Source organism: Planococcus massiliensis, from assembly GCF_000821325.1.
GTDB classification, from domain to species: Bacteria; Bacillota; Bacilli; order Bacillales_A; family Planococcaceae; genus Planococcus; species Planococcus ruber.
The window spans coordinates 274,828-295,838 of record NZ_CCXS01000001.1 but is presented as its reverse complement, the minus strand read 5'-3'; the positions used below and the strand labels follow the sequence as shown (position 1 = coordinate 295,838).

Sequence of the window (21,011 nt, the reverse complement as noted above, 5' to 3'; positions counted from 1 at the left end):
AAAGAATTTAGTTTTTGCCCAATCTCACCCGCTGCAGGCGCAGTGAGTTCAGGACGACGGATACGGAGCTGAAAGCCATGGCGGCGCCCGCTACCCAAGGAGCCAGCAAGCCGATCGCAGCAATCGGAATTCCGACCGTATTGTAGGCAAATGCCCAAAATAGGTTCTGTTTAATATTGCGCATCGTCTTCCGGCTCATCAGAACCGCTTCAGCAATGCTGTTCAAATCGCCGCGGATCAAGGTGATATCGGCTGCTTCCATTGCTACGTCCGTGCCGGTGCCGATGGCCATCCCGATATCGGCTGTCGCAAGTGCCGGCGCATCATTGATGCCATCGCCGACCATTGCCACTTTCTTGCCTTGGAGCTGCAGTTTTTTCACTTCATCTGCTTTCCCTTCCGGCAGCACTTCTGCAATCACCGCATCCACACCGACTTGTTTGCCGATTGCCTGCGCCGTCCGTTCGTTGTCGCCAGTCATCATGATGACGTGGATGCCCATTTCCTGAAGGCGCTTGATGGCCCCTTCGGATGTGTCTTTAATGGTGTCGGCTACCGCAACCACCCCTGCATACTCGCCGTTAATGGCTGCAAGCATGGCAGTCTTGCCGCCGCTTTCCAAACTTTCCATTTGCGGCATTACCGCTGATACGTCTATGCCGTATTGCTCCATCAATTTCCGGGTGCCGACGAGAACGCCTTGGCCCGAAACCGTTGCTTGGATCCCGTAGCCTGGCACCGCTTCAAAATATTGCACATGGCCAAGTTCAATGCCTTTTTCCTGGATTCCTTGAACAATGGCTTGTGCCAGCGGATGCTCGGATTGTTTTTCTGCTGCCCCAATGAGTGAAAGGAATTTTTCTTCTTTCTGCCCATCAGCAAGCAAAACATCCGTCAATTCCGGTTTCCCGTGCGTGACTGTGCCGGTTTTATCGACGACGACCGTATCAATGCTTTGTGTCTGTTCCAAATGTTCGCCGCCTTTGAAAAGGATGCCCATTTCCGCTGACCGGCCAGATCCTGCCATAATCGAAGTCGGCGTTGCAAGGCCGAGTGCACATGGACAAGCGATTACGAGCACCGCAATCAACACTTCAAGCGCCGGCGTAAAATTGCCAGGCTCTACCCAGACAAACCAGACAAGGAAAGTCAGAACCGCAATGCCGACGACGATCGGCACGAAGATGCCGGAAATTTTATCCGCCAACCGCTGGATCGGCGCTTTCGTTCCTTGTGCATCTTCCACCACTTTAATGATCTGCGCGAGCGCTGTATCGCGTCCGACTTTCGTCGCTTTCATCTTAATGGATCCGTTGCTGTTGATCGTGGAACCGTATAAAGCGTCGCCTGCCGCTTTATCGACCGGCAGGCTTTCCCCTGTCAGCATGGATTCATCCACTGCAGTCGACCCTTCCAGCACTTCTCCGTCCACCGGAATTTTCTCGCCCGGCTTGACGAAAATCGTATCGCCGATGATGACTTCCTCCAACAAAACTTCCCGCTCTTCTCCGTCCCGCAGAACAATCGCCGTTTTTGCCTGAAGCCCCATCAGTTTCTTGATGGCTTCAGACGAGCGGCCTTTCGCTTTTGCTTCGAAGAGTTTCCCAAGGATAATCAATGTAATCAAAACCGCACTGGTCTCAAAATACAATTGCGGACCATGATGCGTTCCAGACATGGCAATTGCCTGATACACTGAATAGAAATAGGCAGCTGACGTCCCGAGCACGACCAATACGTCCATATTGGCACTGCCATTGCGCAAAGCTTTGTAGGCTCCCACGTAAAACTGTTTCCCGATAATAAACTGCACCGGCGTCGCCAGCATCATTTGCACCCACGGGTCCATGAGAATTTCCGGAACATAAAGAAACGAGGTAAATGAAAAATGTCCGACCATTGTCCACAACAGCGGCAACGATAAAAGCGCCGAGATGATAAATTTCCGCTTCTGGTCCTGGATGGCTTTCTCGCGGTAGTCAATTTGTTCTTCGTCTTCCTGTTTTTGATGTGCGCCGTATCCTAATTTCTCTACTTTTTTGATGATGTCGCCAATTGCCAGCTCCGACGGATTGAATTCAATCGTCGCTCTTTCAAGCGCTAAGTTGACGTTGGCTGACGCCACGCCATCGAGTCGGCTGATGCCCTTTTCGATGCGGGTGGCACACGCCGCACACGTCATGCCAGTAATGTCAAATTCCGCTTTTTGTTTCACAACGCCATAGCCGAGCGCATCAATTTTCTTTTCGAAATCCGCTTCACTGAGCTTGGATGGATCGTATTGGATGGACGATTTTTCAAGCGCCAAATTGACATTGGCTTTTTCAACGCCATCCATTCGGCTAATGCCTTTTTCGATGCGGGTGGCGCAAGCCGCACACGTCATGCCGGTGATTTGAAAATTCGCTTGCTTTAATTCTGCAGCCATTGCTATTCCTCCTCCCTTTATACTGCCTGGGGGTATATTTTATTTAAAAACAAAGAGTGCTGAAAAGCACTCTTATACGACGTCATATCCTTGGTCTTCGATTGTTTCCTGGATTTTATCCAATGAAGTTTGGCTGTTGTCAAATGCCACGGCCACTTCCCCTTTTTCAAGATCCACTTTGACAGATGAGACGCCTTGCAGCTCTCCTACACTTGATTCCACTGCATTCACACAATGTGCACAAGACATGCCTTCAACTTTTAATGTTTCATTCATTCGAGATTCCTCCTAGTGGTTGATTTCCTTTAACTTATCATACCCCTAAAGGGTATACAATAATTTTGCTTTGATTATTTCGTCATCGTCTTCATAACATCCATCAATTCATTGATCGCTTCTTCGCCTTTGTTTTCTTTGATGGCTTTCGAGACGCAATGGTGCGTATGGTCTTCGAGCAGCGCAAGCGACACTTTATTCATCGCAGACTGAATGGCGCTTACTTGGTGAAGAATGTCTACGCAGTAGCGGTCGTTTTCCACCATTTGATGGACGCCCCGTACTTGCCCTTCGATCCGCTTCAGCCGGTTCAAGAGCTGCTGCTTGTTTGGCTGGACTGTCGATTTGATTGTTTCTTCCATATCATGGACCTCCCGATTCTTAATACCCTATACCCGTATTATATCGCGAACTCATAAAAATGTCCAAAGAGCGGATTGTTGCCTTCAATACGCCGATGCGCACTGCCTTTCGCTGGTTCATGGCATCACGTTACGGAAGAGTTCGCTTTCCTTTGCCATTCTTTTCTGCCTCTCATTAAGGCATTCAGCCTTTCTGCTCCCAAAAACATTGCCCCGATCAAGAGTGTCACGAACATCGGGAAAATGCCAAGAGTCGTATAAGCTGCGAGTGCCCCGAGCAATGGCGGGATAAACGTGCTGCCCGTATAAGCGAAAGCCAGTTGATACCCCATAATCGACTGGGCATGTTCTTTGCCGAAACGGGCAGGCGTTTCATGCAGCATGCACGGAAAGATCGGCGCGAGTCCTAAACCGACCAGGATGAATCCGGCAAGCGAAATTCCAATCGGCAAAGGCAGTACGAGCAGAACCGCACCGGTTAGCGCGAGTAGTTGGCCCGTGCGGATTAACATCCGGTTATTGATTCGGAACGTCACAAATCCGGTGATGAATCGCCCGATCGTGATTCCGCCAAAGTAAAACGAAACCCAGCGTGCTGCTGTGTCGACTTCAAGCCCTTTCATCTCTACAAGGAAACTGCCGCCCCATAATCCCATCGTAGCTTCAGCACCGCAATAAAATAAAAAGACCGCCAAAGCGAATTTCACACCTTTGATCCGGAGCGGTTTCGTCTCTCTAAGCTGCTTATTCTCTTCAGGCAAGAGGCTTTCTTTCGGCTGTTCCTGCAGAACCGGCTTGGATTTTTCATTTTTCTTCCACAAAGGAAGGGCAAAAAAGAGCACTGCCACTAGGGCAAATTGAATGCAGGCAATGATCAAATACCCGTTTCGCCATGAACGTTCGCTTGCTAATGAAAAAGCGAGGATAACCGGTCCTAGCGTAGCGCCGACTCCCCAGAAACTGTGAAGCCAGCTCATGTGGTGCGCTTTGTAGTTTTCCGCTACGTAATGGTTCAATCCGGCATCAATCGATCCGGCTCCTAAGCCAAGCGGAATGGCAAAAAGGAATAGCCAGAAAAGCGACGGCGAAAAAGAAAAGCCGAGCAGTGCAGCGGCTGTCATCAAACAGCTGGCGAATGCCACTTTTCCAGTGCCGAAGCGTTTCAGCAGCTTCCCGCTCAGTAAGCTTGAAAGAATGGTGCCCCCAGCAATGACCATAAACAAAAAGCCGGCAGTTTCAAGCGGTGCGCCCAATGCAGGCTGCATAGCGGGCCACGCCGCTCCAAGAAGCGAATCCGGCAGGCCCAGACTGATAAATGCTAAATAGATGATGATCAGAAATAATACAGCCACAGGCAGTCCCTCCATTTATAAATCGTTTAGTGTTAGTTGAGCATTAAGCGAAGCCCGAGACTTTCCAGTCCGTGCAAATAATCCTGTTTCCAGTCACTGCTTACAAGCACCGGCAAATGTTCGGGAGGGATAAACTGCGAACTGGCTTGGGCCACTTCTTTTAATTCGCCTTGTTCGATGTCCTCTTTGCTGAAAATTACTTGATGGGGATTCAGGATAGCCGAAAGCGAAGCCACTATGCGTCCCAGTGCATCCTTCCGGCTCTTTTGCTGTAAAGCCTGCCAGAAGTTCGCCTGGTCATATTGCGGAATCAGCGAAATTTCTCCTGAAAAAGATGTACTCCCTCTTATCACATCGCCATTCACTATTATTCCGGCGCCCGGTCCATTCTGCCCCAAATAAATGTAAACAAGCGATTGCGCGGCGCTCATCTTTTCGCGGTGGTGATAGCCAAGCACAGCAGCATTCATGTCATTTTCTATTGCTGCCGGCATGGAAAAGCGCGCTTCAAGATGCGTTTTCAAATCGATATTCTGCAGCTGGCCGTAATCTGGTATGTAAATGATCCGCCCATTATTGACCGCTCCCGGGACGCCTATCGAAAGAGCGCAGATTTTCGGGTGTTTTTCTAAACAAGCGCCGATCACCGCTTCCAATAATTCCAGGTTGTCCCCCGCAAGCACACTCGCTTCGGTTCCCTGCTCTTTCACGTCCCCGGCACAATTAAATACGGCGTAGTGTGTCGCGGACTTTTCCAAGAAAACGGCAAGCCCCAGACTGTATTCCGGATTGTAAGCATAGCGTTTTGCTCTTCTCCCGCCGCTTGAATCATCCAAGCCCACTTCAACTACTTCGCCGTCTTTTTCCATATGCCCGATGAATTTACTGATGGTTGGAAAACTGATATCCAATGTTTCGCTCAGCTCTGCCTTCGTAGCGCTGCCAAGTCCCAGCAGAACCGAACGAATGCTGCGGGAAATCGCCTGCTTCATGGATTTAGGCGTCGTTCTCATGTTTTCCACTTGATTCACCTCTATTCCAATTACTTATTAAACTTCTTTAATAAGTTTTTCATTACTTTATCATGGGGTTGAAAAGAAAACAATGGCTTTCTGGTCCGTTCTACATTCATTTCACTGGAAATTTTCTTCGAATAAATGAAAGTTATACGACAAAAAGCGAAAAGGATGGAAATTCAGCATCGGCTAGGTTAAAGTAATCTTCGGAGCTATAAGAGGAGATATTGTAAATAATGAAAAAGCAATCACAGAAAAATTTATGGGCGCAAGTCGTGAAAACCGGAATCATCAAATCGAATCTGATTCCTATGGTGGCAGGACTGATGCTCGCTTTATACACATACGAGTACCGCTTTATCGATCATATCGGCGACATTGTTCTGGCTTTCATCGGAACGGCCCTTATCATCGGTGCCTCTGGTTCATTCAATAATATATACGACCGGGATATCGACGCTGTGATGGCCCGCACAAAAGGGCGTCCGACCGTAACCGGATCCATTTCCATTAAGAAAGTTGCCATCGTCGCCAGCCTGTTGCTTGCAATCGGTTTGACGCTATTGTCTTTCACTTCTCCATTAGCCGCATTTCTAGGCTTTTTAGGGGTGTTTTTCTATGTCGTCCCTTATACGATGTGGACTAAGCGCCATACGATCTGGAATACAGAAGTAGGAAGCATTTCCGGAGCCATGCCCCCTTTGATCGGCTGGGCAGCTGTCGCACCGGACATTTGGCACCCGGCTTGCTGGGCCTTATTTTTGATCATGGTTATCTGGCAAATGCCGCATTTCTATGCGATCGCCATCCGTAAGCATGATGACTACGCGGCGGCAAAAATTCCTATGCTGCCTGTGGCAAAAGGGGCAAAACGCACTTTCCTTCAGAGCAATATCTATTTGGTGCTGTTGGTGCTGTCGAGCTTCCTGTTCCTGCCGCTAAGCCTGGGACTGACCTTGGTTTCCTTGCTGCTGGGCTTAATCTGGCTGGGCCTCAGCCTGTTCGGCTCACGAAAAATGAAAGTGAAGGATTGGGCAAACAAGATGTTCCTGTTCTCCCTCATCCATATGATGGTCATTTTCTCTACCGTCATCATCTACGCTTCCATCGGGCTGGTTCTGGCTTCTCTTTCTTAATTAAACCAATTCAATCATTGTAAAAGCAGGGATTCCAGGGAAAGCTGGATCTCTGCTTTTTTTGCAGCAAGCGATTCTTCTATTCTTTGTGAAAGGGGTCTGGCATTTGGGGAGGCATTGGAGGCTCGGCCATTTTTCAGCCGTCGGATGCTGTTTTGTTTTTGGCAAAACTGCTTTCGTTGCCAAGCAATAGTTTCCGATTTCCAGCATTCATCCGGGCACTGGCTAAAATAACCCTGTTCCGCTAAGCTTCAGCCATGTCTCGACAATGTAGCGATGGGCGGATTCGCTGTCTTTGAATTTCTTTTCATCGTAGATATGGCCCCGCTCCCTGAAGAACGTCACCCATTCCCCGTCTTCTTCATAGAAATGAAACCCTTCATTTCGATCCTCTTTGCCCGTCCCTTCATTGTGCGGAAGGCCATGGACCGCTGTATAAGCCAATACCTCCTCTTTACTGACGGTAAAAACTTCAGAATAGCTGTGGTCGTACATATTTTTCACCCCGAGCGTCTCACAGGCAAAGTGGAATGCATTTCCGTAAAGCAAAATTTTGATTTGTGTTTTTTTATCAACCAATCGATTTCAACTCCCACTCATTTATTTCTCCATCTTCCGTAACTTCCGCACTTTCCCCTGAAAAATGCTTCATTCAGAGATAGCCCTCCAATTCCTTTTGCTGGCGCAGATGATGCCGGGAATGCATTTCCACTAAGGCGTACCATTCCTTCGCATTCAGCCAGCCAAATCCGCCATGCGCCACTTTGAGGTTCGGATGAATGGAGTTCACTTTCGGTTCCCAACTTGCCAATCTTTCTGCCAACGCGTCCAGCCTGCTTTCCAGTTCGCCCTTCGTATCAGTATTATTGGGCGGAGCATTCATTTCATCCGGCAGCCTGATTTTTACCGGGGGAAATCCGCCTGCTATAAAAAGCCGTTCTCCTGCTGCTGTTTTTCCGAGCGGCTGTTCTTCCTTTAAACCGGCACACACTTCTACATTATCCAAATATTCATGCGCCACTAAAATGATATGATCGTACATCTGGCCGAGAGACCATACCCCCTCTCTCGGAATGTATTTCAGCTGTTCCGATGAATACTTGGAAAGATCTTTTTGAAAGTCCTGGATTAATTTTATTCCGCTCATATTCTTCCTCCCCTTCACGTTTCCGCTCATAAACTTTTAGCAACTCTTTAGAGAAAATATTACCGGCAAGAAAACTGCATTTTATTCTCATAATAACGAAATTTTCTATTTTATTCTTAAAATATAGCACGTTAAATTCATCTGAAAATGAGGAATGAAAAATGCCAATGCTCAATCATGTCATCTGCGAAAAAAGGACGTATCAAAAAGATTTGATTTCCCACCAGCACGAGTATGGACAATTTCTTTTCCCTTTGCACGGGTCTGTGGAAATTAAAGTGAAGGAGCAGGAAATAAAGGTGGATTCCACCCAGATTCTTTACCTCCCGCCTAAACTGGAACACCATTACCGTTCTAAGGAAAGAAATGAATTTTTGATTTTGGATGTCCCGCTCCAATATTTGCCTGAGCTCGGCAGCAAAGTGGACATCGCCTTCGATTCCCAATGGTCTGCCATCCGGCATCTATTGCTGGAGGAACTCCATTCTCCCTTCTCCAGCTCCTCTTTAATGGAGTTGACCCGGTACATCATCAGTAAACTGCCAAAGCCCATCCCGCCTTCCATCGATTACATCCATCAACACTTTAAGGAACCGATCGGACTGGAAACGTTGGCAGCTATTGAGCATTATCATCCTGTCTATTACTCGGCCTGGTTTAAAAAACAAACCGGGAAAAGCTTAACCCGCTATATTTCCGATCTGCGTTTAACGGAAGCCTAAAATCTTCTCGCGGTTTCCGTTTGGCCGATTACGAAAATTAGCGAAGAATTGGGATTTGAGAATTCCTCCTCTTTTACCAGGTGGTTCGGAAACCATGAAGGAATTTCGCCTCTTCATTACAGAATCCTTCAAAAAAGATAAGAAAAGCTTAAATTCGGCAAAGAAAACTTCAAGTAAGTTTTCTAGAATGGGTTTACGCATTCTTTTTGATGTTTTTACAACGGCGAAAAGGGATGTGCACGAAAATAGGCGAAAGGTTGTTTTATATGATGCACATTGAAGACTTTCTTAGGTTGGATATACAGGTAGGCACGGTCATTGCAGCCAACCCTTTTCCAGAAGCGCGAAAACCTGCCGTCAAATTGGAAATCGATTTTGGCGAAGAACTCGGCATTAAGCATTCTTCCGCACAAATCACCCGTCGCTATACAGCAGAAGGTCTTCTCGGACGGCAGGTTGTCGGCGTCGTGAATTTGCCGCCAAGGCGAATAGCGGGTTTTAAATCTGAAGTTTTGGTAATCGGCGGCGTTCCTGAAGAAGGAGATGTAGTTCTTTTGAAGCCGGACGAATGGGTGCCAAACGGTTCGCGCATTTTCTAACAAAACCTCTTGCTGCAACGCTCCATTTTTGCATGAAAAAAGCGCAAGCCAAGGATGGCTTTGCGCTTTTTTGATTTGCCTTCTTACTGAAGTTTTTGAAATCCATTAACGATTTCCAGCATCTCGCTGGAATCGATTGTCCGGAAATCCAAACAGACCTTTTCGTCTTCAATCCGGGCAATGATGGGCGGATGGCAGTTCCGCAGTTTCTTGGAAAGCTGCTGGGCGGAGTAGTGTTCATGCGATATTGCCGCAATGCAAGTCGGCAATTCCACGCCCGGCATCGTGCCTCCGCCTATTTGCGAAGCACTTTCTTTGATGTCGATTTGGAAGGTATCTGCCTGGAGCGCCATTTCAGCCGCAAAATCTTCGGTTTGCTTCTGGATTTCCTCGTAAGGTTTCATGATGTCCCGTACGGTCGGAAGCTCCAAGGTCTTTCCTTCTCCGGAAAGATAGGATTTTAATGTTTCTTCCAAAGCGGCAAAAGACATTTTATCCACTCTTAATACGCGAGCCAACTGGTGTTTTTTGAGTCGATCGATCAATTCCTTTTTCCCGGCAATGATGCCTGCCTGCGGGCCTCCAAGCAGTTTGTCTCCGCTGAAGGACACGAGGTCTACCCCCGTTTCGATCACTTCTTTGACAAGCGGCTCGTCGCCGATGCCATGCTTTTTAAAGTCGTACAAAGCGCCGCTTCCCAGGTCTTCATAGAACACTAACCCTTCGTTGTTGTTTTTTAGTTCAACGAGGTTCTGTGTGTCTACGCTTTCCGTAAAACCGATCATTTTGAAATTGCTTGTGTGGACTTTCATGATCATGGCGGTTTCTTCTGATAAGGCGGTTTCGTAATCGGCAAGATGGGTTTTATTCGTCGTGCCGACTTCTACCAGATGCGCGCCGCTTTCTTCCATAATGGCAGATACACGGAAAGAACCGCCGATTTCGACCAATTGCCCCCGGGACACAATCACTTCACGGTTTTTCGCCAGCGCAGACAACACCAAGAACACTGCCGCAGCGTTATTGTTCACGACCATTGCTGCTTCTGCTCCGGTCACTTCCTTTATCAATTCTTCAATCAGTTCGTGGCGGGACCCGCGCTTGCCGTCTGCGACCCGGTATTCCAAATTCGAATAATGCCTGGCCGTTCTTGCCACATGCTCCACTGCCCGTTCACTCAATTTCGAACGCCCCAAGTTGGTATGGAGGACTGTGCCGGTGCCGTTAATGACGCGCATGAGCCGGTCTTCATTCCACTTGGCCGCCTTTTTCTGGGCGTTCGCAAAAATCATTTCCGGAAAATCCGGATTTTCCGGCTCATACGGCAATTTTCCGTACAGAAGCCGTTCACGAAGTGCATGGATTTCCTGTTGGATGAATTTTGTCGCCTGCCCTGCAGTCAATTGCTGTTCGTCCACCAGTGCTATGAACCGTGCGTCTTTCTGCAATTCATGGACGGGCGGAATTTCGCGAAGATAATCTCTCATCCTATTTCCCCATTTCCCATTACTTTTTTAGATTTCAGTCCATTTTCTCTCTTCGTCTGTTCGGACTGTTAGCTTCAATCGGTCCAGCAATTCCAAGAATGGAATCAAATATTTTCTTGAAACCCCAAGGACATCTTTCGCTTCTTTTAACGTAAAGGCTTGGCCTGTTGCTGCTTTCAGTTCAGCTGCCGATTGATCCAAAGCTGTATGGTGGATCAAAACATCTTCGGTCAGCCGATGAGCTTGCCCTGTCTCTAAAAGGTAGAATGTCAGATCCAGCAACTCTTGTTTTGGTATCGGAGTGCCCGTAGTGTAGCTGTCCCATTTGCCTGTCTGAAGCCCGTCTTTTTGAAGGGCTGCAACGATTTGTTCCATCCGCGCCTTCCATTGTTTTGGCAGGTGCGGCTCAAAAGAACCGAGCGCGATAAATTGATCCGCTTTTTTCAGCCCGCCATCTTTCGCTGCTTGATCCAATGTGTATTCGATGAACGGCTTTGGATAAACAGCGCTGAATCCCTGAATCAGCTCGGCTTTCCCTGGGCCTGGCCTCATCGGAAATGCTTCATGGAATGCAGTCAGCCGCTCTTTTAATTCATCGGTTAGTTTGCTGAAAGAGTTAAGCAAGCTATAGCGTTGACCGGCAATTTCAAGGAGGATCCCTTTGCTTAATGCTTCTCCTATCGCCTCTTTTAAAGCCGCCTCATCCAACGAAGTGTGTTGGATCAGCTCTTTGAAATCAAGAACGATGTATTTTTGAAGTATATCCGCCAACAGGTCTACCGGTGTGCCTTCTTTTATCTTCTCCAGCTTGGCGACGGTTTCTGCACCAAAGCGGTATTTCCCGCCTTTTGGCTGGATCACCCAGCCGCCGCCAAGCGTTTCCACAGGTGTCGGCCTGCGGAGAATCAACCGGTCGCCCCGGCGCACGACAATTTCTTCATCGAGCCGGATTTGGCACAGCACTTCCTTTTTGCTCGCTGCTAACTCGTTGCGGTCAAAAAACACGATCCTGCCCATTACTTCCGATGTGCCGGTGTGGATTTTGACCGGAGCCCGCTGCTTCAAAGGAATGAAGGGACGATCGACAAGTTTCAAGGCAATATCTATCGTATCCGTCACAAGAAAATGATCGGACGTTACAAGGACATCTCCCCGGGAGATTTCTTCCCTTTCAATCCCCCCCAGATTGATGGCAGTCCGCTGGCCAGCCCGAGCCGCTTCCTGTTCTTCATTATGAACTTGAATTTGCCGCGCTTTCACGCTCAGGCCTTTCGGCAAGACCGTCAATTGGCTTCCTTTTTGGACGGCCCCTTCGTAAATTGTCCCCCTCACTACCGTTCCTTGGCCCTGAACCGAAAAAACCTGATCAACGGGCAAGCGAAAAGATCCATAGGCGTCGCGAAGCGCCACTTGTTTGAGCTGCTGGGAAATGGCGGTTTTCAATTCTTCAATGCCTTTCCCGGACAAGCTGTCCACCAAAATATACGGCGCTTCTTCAAAGATGGTGCCCACCAATCGGTCCCGGATGTCCTCTTCGACAAGTTCGAGCATCTCTCCATCGACCCGGTCGATTTTCGAAATCGCTACGATGCAGCGCTTGATGCCGAGGAATTGAAGAATTTCAAGATGCTCTTCCGTTTGCGGCATTACGCCTTCATCGGCTGCCACAACGAGAACGACCAAGTCGATGCCTGCGACACCTGCAATCATTTGACGGATGAATTTTTCATGCCCCGGCACATCGACTATCGAAACATGGGTGCCGTCTTCTGTTTTTAATGGTGCATATCCAGGCTCAATGGAAATGCCTCGCTCTTTTTCTTCTTTCAGCCGGTCCGTGTCGATGTTCGTCAAAGCTTTCGTCAAAGCCGTCTTCCCGTGGTCGATATGTCCGGCCATTCCAATCGTATAATACGTTTCCGCCATTGCCTTCACACACTTTCTTTGAGTGATTCGTATCTTTACTTTAAGCTTTGGCGGGTGCGTATTCAAGAAAAGGAATTTTTCCAGAAAACAGCTTTGTTGCACTCCTTATTTTTTCGGTATAAACTGAAACAGGTTCATCTATGGGGTTGGATGGGTGACTGGTGTCTTCCTGGGTCTTCAAAACCCTGAGGGGCCTGCGTGCCAGGCTCGGTGGGTTCGATTCCCACACAATCCCGCCATACATAATTGAGGAAAATCGCCGTTTGGCGGTTTTTTATTTTTGTACTGAATTTGCCTGGGCCTCTTCAAACTTTTCCTTTTCAGTGCAGTAAAGCATTAAAAGTGACAAATTAGCATGAATTCATGATAATTGATAGAGGAATTTCTATTCTGTATTTCCTCAACCATACTCAAAATCGAGTAGATGAAGGACTGAAAAGCATGAAAATTATTTTGGCTGCACCTAATTTTCCTCAGCCCCGCGGAAATACGGTAACCGTACAGCGAATTTCCGATAACCTGCAAAAGCTGGGGGTTGAAACCACGATCCTCTCGACAACCGGCGATGCTGCTGCAAAGCCGTTGCCGGAAGCTGATCTAGTGCACGGCTTCCATGCCTACCAGTTTTATCAGTTTATGAAGAAACTGGCTGTCCCGCCTGAAAAGTATGTGGTCACATTGACCGGAACTGACCTAAACCTCGACTTATTCGACAAGGACAAACGGAAGGATGTCCTCTCTTCTTTAAGAGGCGCATCAGCTGTCCATGTTTTTGATGAGCAGGCGAAGGGCATACTAGTAGAAGAATTGCCGGAAATCGCCGGGAAGATTTCGGTCATCGCACAAGGCAACAGCGTTTTTTCTGAAATGGATGCTCCTGCATTGAAAGAACCGGATACGTTCCTTTTCATTCTGCCGGCAGGCATCCGCAAAGTGAAAAATGTGCCGGAAGCGATTGAAATGCTGGCCGGACTCCACAAAGTGAAACCGGAGCTTCGGCTGTGGATTGTGGGCCCGGTCCTGGAAGAAAGCGAAGGCGAAATGGTGTTGCGGCTGGTGCAAAAATACAGGGACTGGGTTTCTTATCTTGGCCAGCTCCCTCACTCTTCCATGGGGTCTCTTTACGGCCAGGCAGATGTCCTGCTCAACACTTCCCTTGCCGAAGGCCAACCTGCCGCAATTCTGGAAGCGATGGGATATGGATGTGCTGTATTGGTTTCCGATGTCCAAGGCAATAATGGCATTGTGTCTCATATGGAAACGGGTTTGCTTTACAAGAGCCCATCGGAATTTATGGACTATGCGGAGCTCTTGATGGAAAATAGCGGACTGAGGCGGAAAGTCGGGATGAATGCCAAAAAGCGGATTGCGGAAAAGCATTCTGGCCAGAACGAGGCAGAAAAGTTCCTCGAAATCTACAACAATCTTTTAAACTGACTTATCAAAGGAGAGAAAACAAATGGCTGAAAAAGAAAACGTGCGTTTAACGACTTTATCAACTAAAGGCGGCTGAGGCTGCAAAATTGGTCCTGAGGACCTGGCGCAGGTTCTGCGCCATTTACCGAGAAATGTGCAAGACCCGAATCTGCTTGTCGGCTTGGATACAGCTGATGATGCAGGTGTCTACAAAATCAATGACGAAGTCGCACTTGTGCAGACTTTGGACTTTTTCACACCGATTGTCGACGATCCTTACATGTTCGGGCAAATCGGTGCCGCAAACTCCTTGAGCGACGTTTATGCCATGGGAGGCAAACCGCTGACGGTCATGAATATCGTGGCTTTCCCGATCAATACATTGGATAAAAGCATCTTGGCGGATATTTTAGCCGGGGCTTCCGATAAAGTGAAAGAATCCGGCGCGACCTTGGTCGGCGGGCATTCCATTGACGATAAGGAACCGAAGTTCGGCCTTTCCGTCACCGGGACCATCCATCCGGACCGCATCCGTTCGAATGCGGGCGCCAAACCGGGCGACCGGCTGATTTTGACGAAACCGATCGGCGTCGGCATCTTAACGACCGCCATTAAACAGGACATTCTGGAAAAAGAAGACCTGGACGAAGTCATGAACGTTATGGCCATGTTGAACAAAGACGCCGCAGAAGCGATGGAAAACTACGACGTCAACGCTTGTACGGACATCACCGGCTTCGGCCTCCTTGGGCATACGATGGAAATCGCAAAAGGCGGAAACGTCGGCGTCACCATTTCCAATAAGGATGTTCCCGTGCTTTCCAAAGCAAGAGAGCTTGCTGAGAAGCATGTGATTCCGGGCGGCACTTACAAGAACCATAGCTGGTTGGCAGAAGACATCGACTACAGCAGTGAAATCAGCAAACTCGATCAGTTGATCCTGTGCGACGCTGTAACATCCGGCGGACTTCTGATTTCTGTCCCTGCCGACCAAGCGGATGCGCTGCAGCGCGACTTGCTGGCACGCAATGTCCAATCTTCGATTGTCGGGGAAGTGACAAGCGAGAATGCCGGACGGATCCGCGTCATTTGATCTTTGAAATTGAATCGGCAACCGAACAGTTAAACCGCAAGGGCTCTCGATGAGCCCTTGTTTTCCAATTTAATGGAACCATACTAAAAACGAGGTGTGCAAGTTGAAAAAGTGGAATTTATTGGCATTCGCATTGGTCTTGGCATTGATTTTGTCAGCCTGCGGCAATGCTTCAGAAGAAGAAAACTCAGATTCAGGCAGCAAAGAAGAAGCGAAAGACGCCTTCACGATCGGCGTTATTCCGGTTCAAACAGAAGGTGAAATGGATACGGCGATGAAAAAGCTTCAAAAGCTCCTCAGCGAAGAGCTTGACCGCGAAGTTTCCGTTGAAGTCTACCCAGACTATAACGGCGTAGTAGAAGCCATGAATTACGATCAGATCGATATGGCTTATTTAGGGCCTTTAACTTACGTCATTGCGGAAGCGAACAGCAACGCCAAAGCGATCATTACCCAGTTGATCGACGGCGTCCCTTATTACCATTCTTATATCGTGACCCATAAAGACAGCCCGTTGACTTCCATGGAAGATTTGGTGGCAAGTGCCGGGGAAACGAATTTTGCATTCGGTGACCCGAACTCTACATCAGGCGCTTTGATCCCGATGATTGAATTGCAGGAGCAAGGCATCTACAAATCAGAAGATGACAATAAATTTGCATCGGTCCGCTTTACAGGTTCACACGATGCGACGGCTTTAGCGGTCCAGAACAAACAAGTGGATGCAGCAGCGATTGACAGCGCCATTTACGATCAGCTGGTGGAATCCGGCAAAGTGGACGGCGAACAGTTTAAAACCATCTGGCAGTCGGAAGAATTGTTCCAATACCCTTGGGCAGTCCTTGAAAGCACAGACGATGAAACGATCAAAACTTTACAGGAAACGTTCTTAGCGATCGAAGATCCTGAAATTTTAGGGGCTTTCGGAGCGAGCGGATTTACTGAAGCATCAAACGAAGATTATGAAAGCATTAAACAAGCAGCAATCCAGCAAGGAATCATTAAAGAATAGAGTTGATCCGGGTGTGGTTTAAAAAAAGCAATTTCCTTACATTAGCTATACTGATCTTACTGGTTTTCTTCAGCATGCGGCTGACGGAATTCGATCTGTCGAAATTCAAGGATTTCCGCAATATGATCGATTTCCTGTCGCAATGGTTCCCGATGGACTTCTCGCTGCTGCCGAATATGGTGCAGGATACGCTTGAAACTTTGGCGATGGCGTTTCTCGGGAGCGTCTTCGGCTTGATCATTGCCTTGCCGATCAGCTTCTTGGCTGCGCGCAATACATCGCCTTCGCCGATTCTTTTCCAATTTTCGCGGATTGCGCTGAGCTTTGTGCGCTCGATTCCGGAAATTGTATTCGGATTGATCTTGCTGACCACTTTAGGCCTTGGACCCTTCCCTGCCGTAATCGCGATTATGTTCCACAACATCGGCGTGTTTGGCAAACTGATTTCGGAATTGATCGAAGCGGCAGATCCCGGTCCGCAAGAAGCGATGAAAGCCGTCGGATCGAAAACTTGGGTAGCCAACCTTTTCAGCATTTTGCCGCAGATTTGGCCGAATGTGCTGTCTCAATTTTTCTATCGCTTCGAAGTGGCCATCCGCACTTCCCTGATTCTCGGGTTTATTGGCGGCGGCGGAATCGGGCAGCGGCTGTTCAATGATTTCAAGACCTTCCAATACTCTTCCGTCTCACTCGATGTATTGATCATCATGATCATGGTCATCATCATTGACTTTTTGGCCAGCTACATTCGGAAGCGGATCATATGAAGGAGGCAGGATCATGATTGAAATAAGGAATTTATCGGTGCTTTATGCCGGGAATACAGAAGAGTCGCTTTCGGACGTGAATCTTTCGCTTCAAAAAGGAGATTTTATCTGTGTTCTCGGAAAAAGCGGCGCGGGAAAATCGACTTTTATCCGCTGCATTAATGGCTTGCAAAAGCCTACCGGAGGAGAAATCCTTCTGGATGGAAAAACCATCACTCATGCCAAAGAAGAAGAACTGCGGAAAATACGCCGGGAAATGGGCATGATTTTTCAGCATTTCAATTTGATTCCCCGTTTGAGCGTGCTGCAAAATGTCATGACGGGGACATTCGGCTACCGCAATTCTTTTAAAAATCTTTTCGGCATGTTTACGGCAGAGGAACTGAAGCAGGCCAACAGCGTCATCGCCGAAGTTGGACTGGCTGAAATGGCCAATCGCCGGATTGAGAATTTAAGCGGCGGCCAAAAACAGCGTGTCGGCATTGCGCGGGCACTTGTCCAGCAGCCGCGTGTTTTGCTCGGCGACGAACCGGTCGCAAGCTTGGACCCTGGCACGTCTGACCGCATCTTTACGCTCTTGAAAGAAATGCACGAACGCCTTGGGCTGCTGACCATTATCAACGTCCATGACATCGAACTGGCGAAGCGCTATGCGACGCGTATTGTGGCATTAAAGGACGGAAAAGTGATTTTTGACGGGCTTCCGAAAGACTTCAAGGAATCCGAGTATCAGGAAACGTACGAATCCCAATCAGCCGATGCATACTTTGGCGCTGAAATCTGACATCAAAAGGAGTTTTTTCGATGATTAAAAGCCCTTGAGCAGTAGATTACACCAGAGTCGTGTACGGCTCTTCCAACCCTGAAATTGTGACCAGCCTAAAGCCTGATCCAGCTGTAAAATCGGTCGCCCTTACGTTTGATGACGGCCCAAGCCGGGTGCTGCCCGAAATTCTGGATATCCTGAAACAGGAGGATGTGCCCGCTTCGTTCTTTTGGCAGACGCGCCTCCTCCACCCGGAACGCCCTTGGAAAAGAGTTTTGGATGAAGGCCATTTAATTGGAACCCATACGGTTAAACATAAAAACCTGACGGCTCTTTCCTACGAGGAACAGTATCGGGATATCCAAAACAGCACGTTAAAGATCCGCGAAATCACCGGGGCAGAACCTGTTTATTTCCGTCCTCCTTTTGGCCAATTCAATGACGGCACCTTGAAGGCTGCACGGGAATTGAATTTAAAAACCGTCATGTGGCGGGTGGCCTCTATGGACTGGGAGCTTCAAAAGAACCCGGAAGATCTTGTGCCGACCGTTGTCGACAATTTAGAGGACGGCGCAATCATTTTGCTCCATGAACTTCAGCACACCGCTAAGATGCTGCCGGAGTTAATCCGGGCGATACGCGAGCAAGGCTATACGTTCAAATTGCTGGATGCCTAATAGATTTATCCAACCAAAAAAGGCCTGGAACTTTGTCATTTTTCAAAGTTCCAGGCCCTTTTATTTCTCCATTTCCAAAATAGCCGCTACAATCGCGTCCACATGAATATCCGTCGTGTTCAACTGATGCATATTTGTATCTTCCGGCTTGATGATCATCGGCAATTCGGTGCAGCCGAGAATAATCCCTTCGATTCCATCGCGCTCCTCCATCTTGGCAACAATGTCCAGGAACCGTTCTTTTGTATCCGGCTCAACGATGCCTTTCTCCAATTCCTTAACGATTTTCTCATGGATGTATTGCTGCTCTTCTTCATTCGGCATCTGCAATTGGATGCTGCTCTCTTCAAATGGCCGGACGAAAAAATTATTTTCCATCGTGAACTTCGTTCCAAGCAGCCCGACATTTTTAATATTGAGCTGGCGCGTTTTTTCTGCCGTTTCTTCCACAATGCTGATCAGCGGAATCTTCACTTTCGATTGCACTTGATCAAACACAATATGCGGCGTATTGGCTGCAAGAACCGCAAAGTCTGCACCCGCTCTTTCTACTTGATGGATGGCAGCCGCTAAGTAATCGGTCAATTCTTCCGTCCTGCCATTTTCCAGCAGCTCGAAAATCTTATACATATTAATGCTGTTAATCAGAAATTCCGGGAGATTTTCCGAATCACCGGATTTCTCCTGGAATTTCGAAATAATCGCCTGATAATATTCAACAGTTGACTCGGGGCCAGTGCCGCCGATCAATCCTAATGTCTTCATCCAATTCACTCCTTCTCTCGTCTAAAACCCACTCTCTTGGTGTATACCCTTTTGCCGGCATAAAAATAGGGGAAGAATAGTAAAATTCTCCCCCTCCTTCTTATTTTGCTTCTTTAAATCCTTCTTCGTCGGTTTCCTGCGCAAACGGCAATTGGTCCGTACAGGCCTCGAGAATAAGGGCAAGATGCTGTTGGCAATCTGCTTTCAAATGGGTTATTCCAGACTTTCGGCTGTTCCGCTCTGCCTGAATCAAAGCCCTTGCGGCTGCAGGGAGACTCCCTTTTCTCAGCTCGAAGCCTTCGTGGTGCCTGTCATCAAGGTGAAGATGCAGCAGGCATTCACTTTGCTGTTCTTCCCACGAAACTTGATAATGTTTGGATAAAAAGAGAAGGCGGATTGATTTATCGAAAAAAAGATTCTGCGAAGATAAGACCCGTGCCATCTCTAAAAGGATGGCATTCGTTCCAGCATTTTCTGCAGAATCGATCGTGCTGCTGGCTTGGATAAAATCCGCGGAAACCGGATTTCTGATTTCAGCTGTCAGCGTCGGAACTTCCCTCCAGCCTGTTTCAACTTCGGTCATCAGCCAACAGCAAGGCTCTCCTGCCGCTTGGGACCAGCTATTCTTCAGCTTGTCCCCTTCGTTTTCATTCATCAATAAAACCGGGATGCTTGAAAAATAATGAGGGGCACTATTGGCATTGTCTTCTGCGCCATCTACAGACAGCGCTTTCCGAACCGTTTCGCTTTCAATGAAAATTACCGCTTTGGCTCCTGCTTTTTCAGCCATTCGGACTGCTCCCGGGGAAACTGTCCCTTCTGTCAAAACGATTTCTTTGGAAGCCGCTGTATTTTCATCCAGCCGTTTTACATAGCGAAGCTTTCCATTCAACCCGATTTCTCCAGTAGAAGTGGACATCGCATGTGTTGAACACTGGAATTCTTCACCTTGCAAGGACAAACGGGCATGGATCGGCAAACTGACAAAGCTGTCATGAAAACTCAACTTTGTTTCTACTCCTAGAATCTCCAGCACTTCCTTGGCATATTGGAAGCTCCGAAGCTCCTCTTTCGCGACAGGAAAACCCGTTTCTTTGATAAACTGGCTCTTAAACGATTGCAGTTGGCGTTCAGAAACCGCTTCCAATACTTCCTTTTTTATCCGCTCCATGTCCATTCCCCTTTCCCATGAAATCGTTGTAAACATAAAACAGTACGCTTTATTGTAAATATTTTGAAATGCTTTTTCTGGATGGAATATTTTTAAGTATAAATGGAATTTTACTAAAATACAATAAAATTTAGAATATTTAGATTATAGTTGTTGTAGCGATCATCAAAAAGACAGATAGCGCTGCCTGCCATCCGCCTTTTGGTTTTATTTATGTGAACGGTTTGATCCATTATGTGCAAATTCACTGCTGCAGCCTTTCCATTCGTTTACTCCCAGCGTACACAACACAATTGCCACGCTGAATTTTCTTCATAGCGAAGCAGCGTTTGGCGCAAAGTTTTCAAGTTTTTCTCCTGCGGCATGAACGACAATAATCCCATGGCGATTTTTTCACATGATTACTTGTACTTATCCAGCATTTGATCATCCTGGATTCATCGATTTTATCTGCCGTCAATTCATATAGATTTGCCCGTCCAACTGCTCGATAATTTCCAAAGCTGCCGCCAGCCGCTCCGCGAAAAATTCAGGCGGCTCTTTTGATTTCATATAAACGCAGACAATGTTCGGATTGGCCACCAATCGCTGCCGGTAATTTGTCGGCAACGCAATCGGATAGTTTCTTAATCGGTTCAAAAAAGCAGGATATTCTTCCGGCAAAAGATAGATTTCCGCTTTATTGTCAGCGGAGCCGTCTGCATCCAAATGATCAAATGAGATATCAAGATCCAAGGTGCAATAGAAACGGGAATCGTTTGAGCGTATTTCCAATGTCCGCTGCTTCTTGATGATGCATTCCCCACCCATCCATTCGATTTCTGCATCCATCACCATTCCAACTTTTTCGCCTACTTGCTCCAACCGGTCCATGTAGATCATCTCCTAAGGGT

The 21,011-nt window shown here is 47.8% G+C and carries 22 protein-coding genes, 1 tRNA gene and 1 pseudogene; 11 read left to right on the top strand and 13 right to left on the bottom strand.

Annotated elements, in window-relative coordinates; genetic code table 11:
• Positions 1–7: 7 nt before the first annotated feature.
• The 5 genes from BN1080_RS01440 to BN1080_RS01420 all read right to left on the bottom strand — a co-directional run bounded on the left by BN1080_RS01440 (position 8) and on the right by BN1080_RS01420 (position 5,431).
• Entirely contained in the window at positions 8–2,428 is a 2,421-nt protein-coding gene (locus BN1080_RS01440) for a heavy metal translocating P-type ATPase (RefSeq protein WP_052649853.1), read from the bottom strand.
• A 72-nt stretch (positions 2,429–2,500) separates the two neighbouring features.
• On the bottom strand, positions 2,501–2,704 hold the full coding sequence (gene copZ / locus BN1080_RS01435) for a copper chaperone CopZ (RefSeq protein ID WP_052649851.1): 204 nt from the start codon (positions 2,702–2,704) through the stop codon (positions 2,501–2,503).
• 74 nt (positions 2,705–2,778) lie between these two features.
• Entirely contained in the window at positions 2,779–3,066 is a 288-nt protein-coding gene (locus tag BN1080_RS01430) for a metal-sensitive transcriptional regulator (RefSeq protein WP_052649850.1), read from the bottom strand.
• 125 nt (positions 3,067–3,191) lie between these two features.
• Positions 3,192–4,418 carry an MFS transporter gene (locus tag BN1080_RS01425; protein ID WP_052649849.1) on the bottom strand — a complete coding sequence of 409 codons (1,227 nt, stop codon included), beginning with the start codon at positions 4,416–4,418 and terminating at the stop codon, positions 3,192–3,194.
• A gap of 32 nt (positions 4,419–4,450) precedes the next feature.
• A complete protein-coding gene (locus BN1080_RS01420; protein WP_052654308.1) occupies positions 4,451–5,431 on the bottom strand; it encodes an ROK family transcriptional regulator in 981 nt (326 codons plus the stop codon).
• Between the two features lie 239 nt (positions 5,432–5,670).
• On the opposite strand from BN1080_RS01420, the gene cyoE reads away from it, so the two are divergent.
• Positions 5,671–6,570, top strand: a complete 900-nt coding sequence (cyoE, locus tag BN1080_RS01415) for a heme o synthase (protein ID WP_052649847.1) — start codon at positions 5,671–5,673, stop codon at positions 6,568–6,570.
• A gap of 225 nt (positions 6,571–6,795) precedes the next feature.
• On the opposite strand, the gene BN1080_RS01405 is transcribed toward cyoE, so the two are convergent.
• Both BN1080_RS01405 and BN1080_RS01400 read right to left on the bottom strand, forming a co-directional pair.
• The gene (locus BN1080_RS01405) at positions 6,796–7,149 is read right to left on the bottom strand and encodes a hypothetical protein (protein WP_052649843.1); all 354 of its coding nucleotides are present in this window, start codon (positions 7,147–7,149) and stop codon (positions 6,796–6,798) included.
• Positions 7,150–7,222: 73 nt separating this feature from the next.
• Complete coding sequence (locus tag BN1080_RS01400; RefSeq protein ID WP_052649841.1) at positions 7,223–7,717, bottom strand: DinB family protein; 495 nt, start codon at positions 7,715–7,717, stop codon at positions 7,223–7,225.
• Between the two features lie 161 nt (positions 7,718–7,878).
• On the opposite strand from BN1080_RS01400, the gene BN1080_RS01395 reads away from it, so the two are divergent.
• The 3 genes from BN1080_RS01395 to csaA all read left to right on the top strand — a co-directional run bounded on the left by BN1080_RS01395 (position 7,879) and on the right by csaA (position 9,038).
• Entirely contained in the window at positions 7,879–8,439 is a 561-nt protein-coding gene (locus BN1080_RS01395) for an AraC family transcriptional regulator (RefSeq protein ID WP_234398904.1), read from the top strand.
• A 27-nt stretch (positions 8,440–8,466) separates the two neighbouring features.
• On the top strand, positions 8,467–8,580 hold the full coding sequence (locus BN1080_RS17545) for a helix-turn-helix domain-containing protein (protein ID WP_407674796.1): 114 nt from the start codon (positions 8,467–8,469) through the stop codon (positions 8,578–8,580).
• Between the two features lie 125 nt (positions 8,581–8,705).
• Entirely contained in the window at positions 8,706–9,038 is a 333-nt protein-coding gene (gene csaA, locus BN1080_RS01390) for a chaperone CsaA (RefSeq protein WP_052649839.1), read from the top strand.
• 83 nt (positions 9,039–9,121) lie between these two features.
• Here csaA and selA read toward each other — a convergent pair whose 3' ends face one another.
• Positions 9,122–10,525 (bottom strand): L-seryl-tRNA(Sec) selenium transferase, encoded by a 1,404-nt coding sequence (selA, locus tag BN1080_RS01385; protein ID WP_052649838.1) that lies wholly within the window; start codon positions 10,523–10,525, stop codon positions 9,122–9,124.
• 27 nt (positions 10,526–10,552) lie between these two features.
• Positions 10,553–12,451, bottom strand: coding sequence for a selenocysteine-specific translation elongation factor (gene selB, locus BN1080_RS01380; protein WP_052649836.1), 1,899 nt, complete (start codon positions 12,449–12,451; stop codon positions 10,553–10,555).
• Positions 12,452–12,593: 142 nt separating this feature from the next.
• Between selB and BN1080_RS17105 the strand changes: the two genes are divergently transcribed.
• The 7 genes from BN1080_RS17105 to BN1080_RS01350 all read left to right on the top strand — a co-directional run bounded on the left by BN1080_RS17105 (position 12,594) and on the right by BN1080_RS01350 (position 18,182).
• Positions 12,594–12,690, top strand: a tRNA-Sec gene (locus BN1080_RS17105).
• Between the two features lie 202 nt (positions 12,691–12,892).
• Positions 12,893–13,888 carry a glycosyltransferase family 4 protein gene (locus BN1080_RS01375; protein WP_052649835.1) on the top strand — a complete coding sequence of 332 codons (996 nt, stop codon included), beginning with the start codon at positions 12,893–12,895 and terminating at the stop codon, positions 13,886–13,888.
• 22 nt (positions 13,889–13,910) lie between these two features.
• Positions 13,911–14,960: a selenide, water dikinase SelD gene (gene selD / locus BN1080_RS01370; RefSeq protein ID WP_110925539.1), complete on the top strand. Its 1,050-nt coding sequence runs from the start codon at positions 13,911–13,913 to the stop codon at positions 14,958–14,960.
• Positions 14,961–15,063: 103 nt separating this feature from the next.
• Positions 15,064–15,972 (top strand): phosphate/phosphite/phosphonate ABC transporter substrate-binding protein, encoded by a 909-nt coding sequence (gene phnD / locus BN1080_RS01365; protein WP_052649831.1) that lies wholly within the window; start codon positions 15,064–15,066, stop codon positions 15,970–15,972.
• An 11-nt stretch (positions 15,973–15,983) separates the two neighbouring features.
• Positions 15,984–16,739: a phosphonate ABC transporter, permease protein PhnE gene (phnE, locus tag BN1080_RS01360; RefSeq protein ID WP_052649829.1), complete on the top strand. Its 756-nt coding sequence runs from the start codon at positions 15,984–15,986 to the stop codon at positions 16,737–16,739.
• A 13-nt stretch (positions 16,740–16,752) separates the two neighbouring features.
• Positions 16,753–17,523, top strand: coding sequence for a phosphonate ABC transporter ATP-binding protein (gene phnC, locus BN1080_RS01355; RefSeq protein WP_052649828.1), 771 nt, complete (start codon positions 16,753–16,755; stop codon positions 17,521–17,523).
• Between the two features lie 59 nt (positions 17,524–17,582).
• Positions 17,583–18,182: a polysaccharide deacetylase family protein gene (locus tag BN1080_RS01350; protein ID WP_234398903.1), complete on the top strand. Its 600-nt coding sequence runs from the start codon at positions 17,583–17,585 to the stop codon at positions 18,180–18,182.
• 60 nt (positions 18,183–18,242) lie between these two features.
• Here the strand turns inward: BN1080_RS01350 and BN1080_RS01345 are convergent, their stop codons facing one another.
• From BN1080_RS01345 to BN1080_RS01335, 4 genes and pseudogenes are all read right to left on the bottom strand, one after another.
• Positions 18,243–18,947, bottom strand: coding sequence for an aspartate/glutamate racemase family protein (locus tag BN1080_RS01345; RefSeq protein WP_052649826.1), 705 nt, complete (start codon positions 18,945–18,947; stop codon positions 18,243–18,245).
• A 100-nt stretch (positions 18,948–19,047) separates the two neighbouring features.
• A complete protein-coding gene (locus BN1080_RS01340; protein WP_052649825.1) occupies positions 19,048–20,118 on the bottom strand; it encodes a protease-associated domain-containing protein in 1,071 nt (356 codons plus the stop codon).
• Positions 20,119–20,408: 290 nt separating this feature from the next.
• Positions 20,409–20,501 (bottom strand): annotated as a pseudogene (locus BN1080_RS17305) (N-acetyltransferase); the annotation flags it as partial.
• Between the two features lie 73 nt (positions 20,502–20,574).
• Positions 20,575–20,991, bottom strand: coding sequence for a hypothetical protein (locus BN1080_RS01335; RefSeq protein WP_199876569.1), 417 nt, complete (start codon positions 20,989–20,991; stop codon positions 20,575–20,577).
• Between the last annotated feature and the right edge of the window lie 20 nt (positions 20,992–21,011).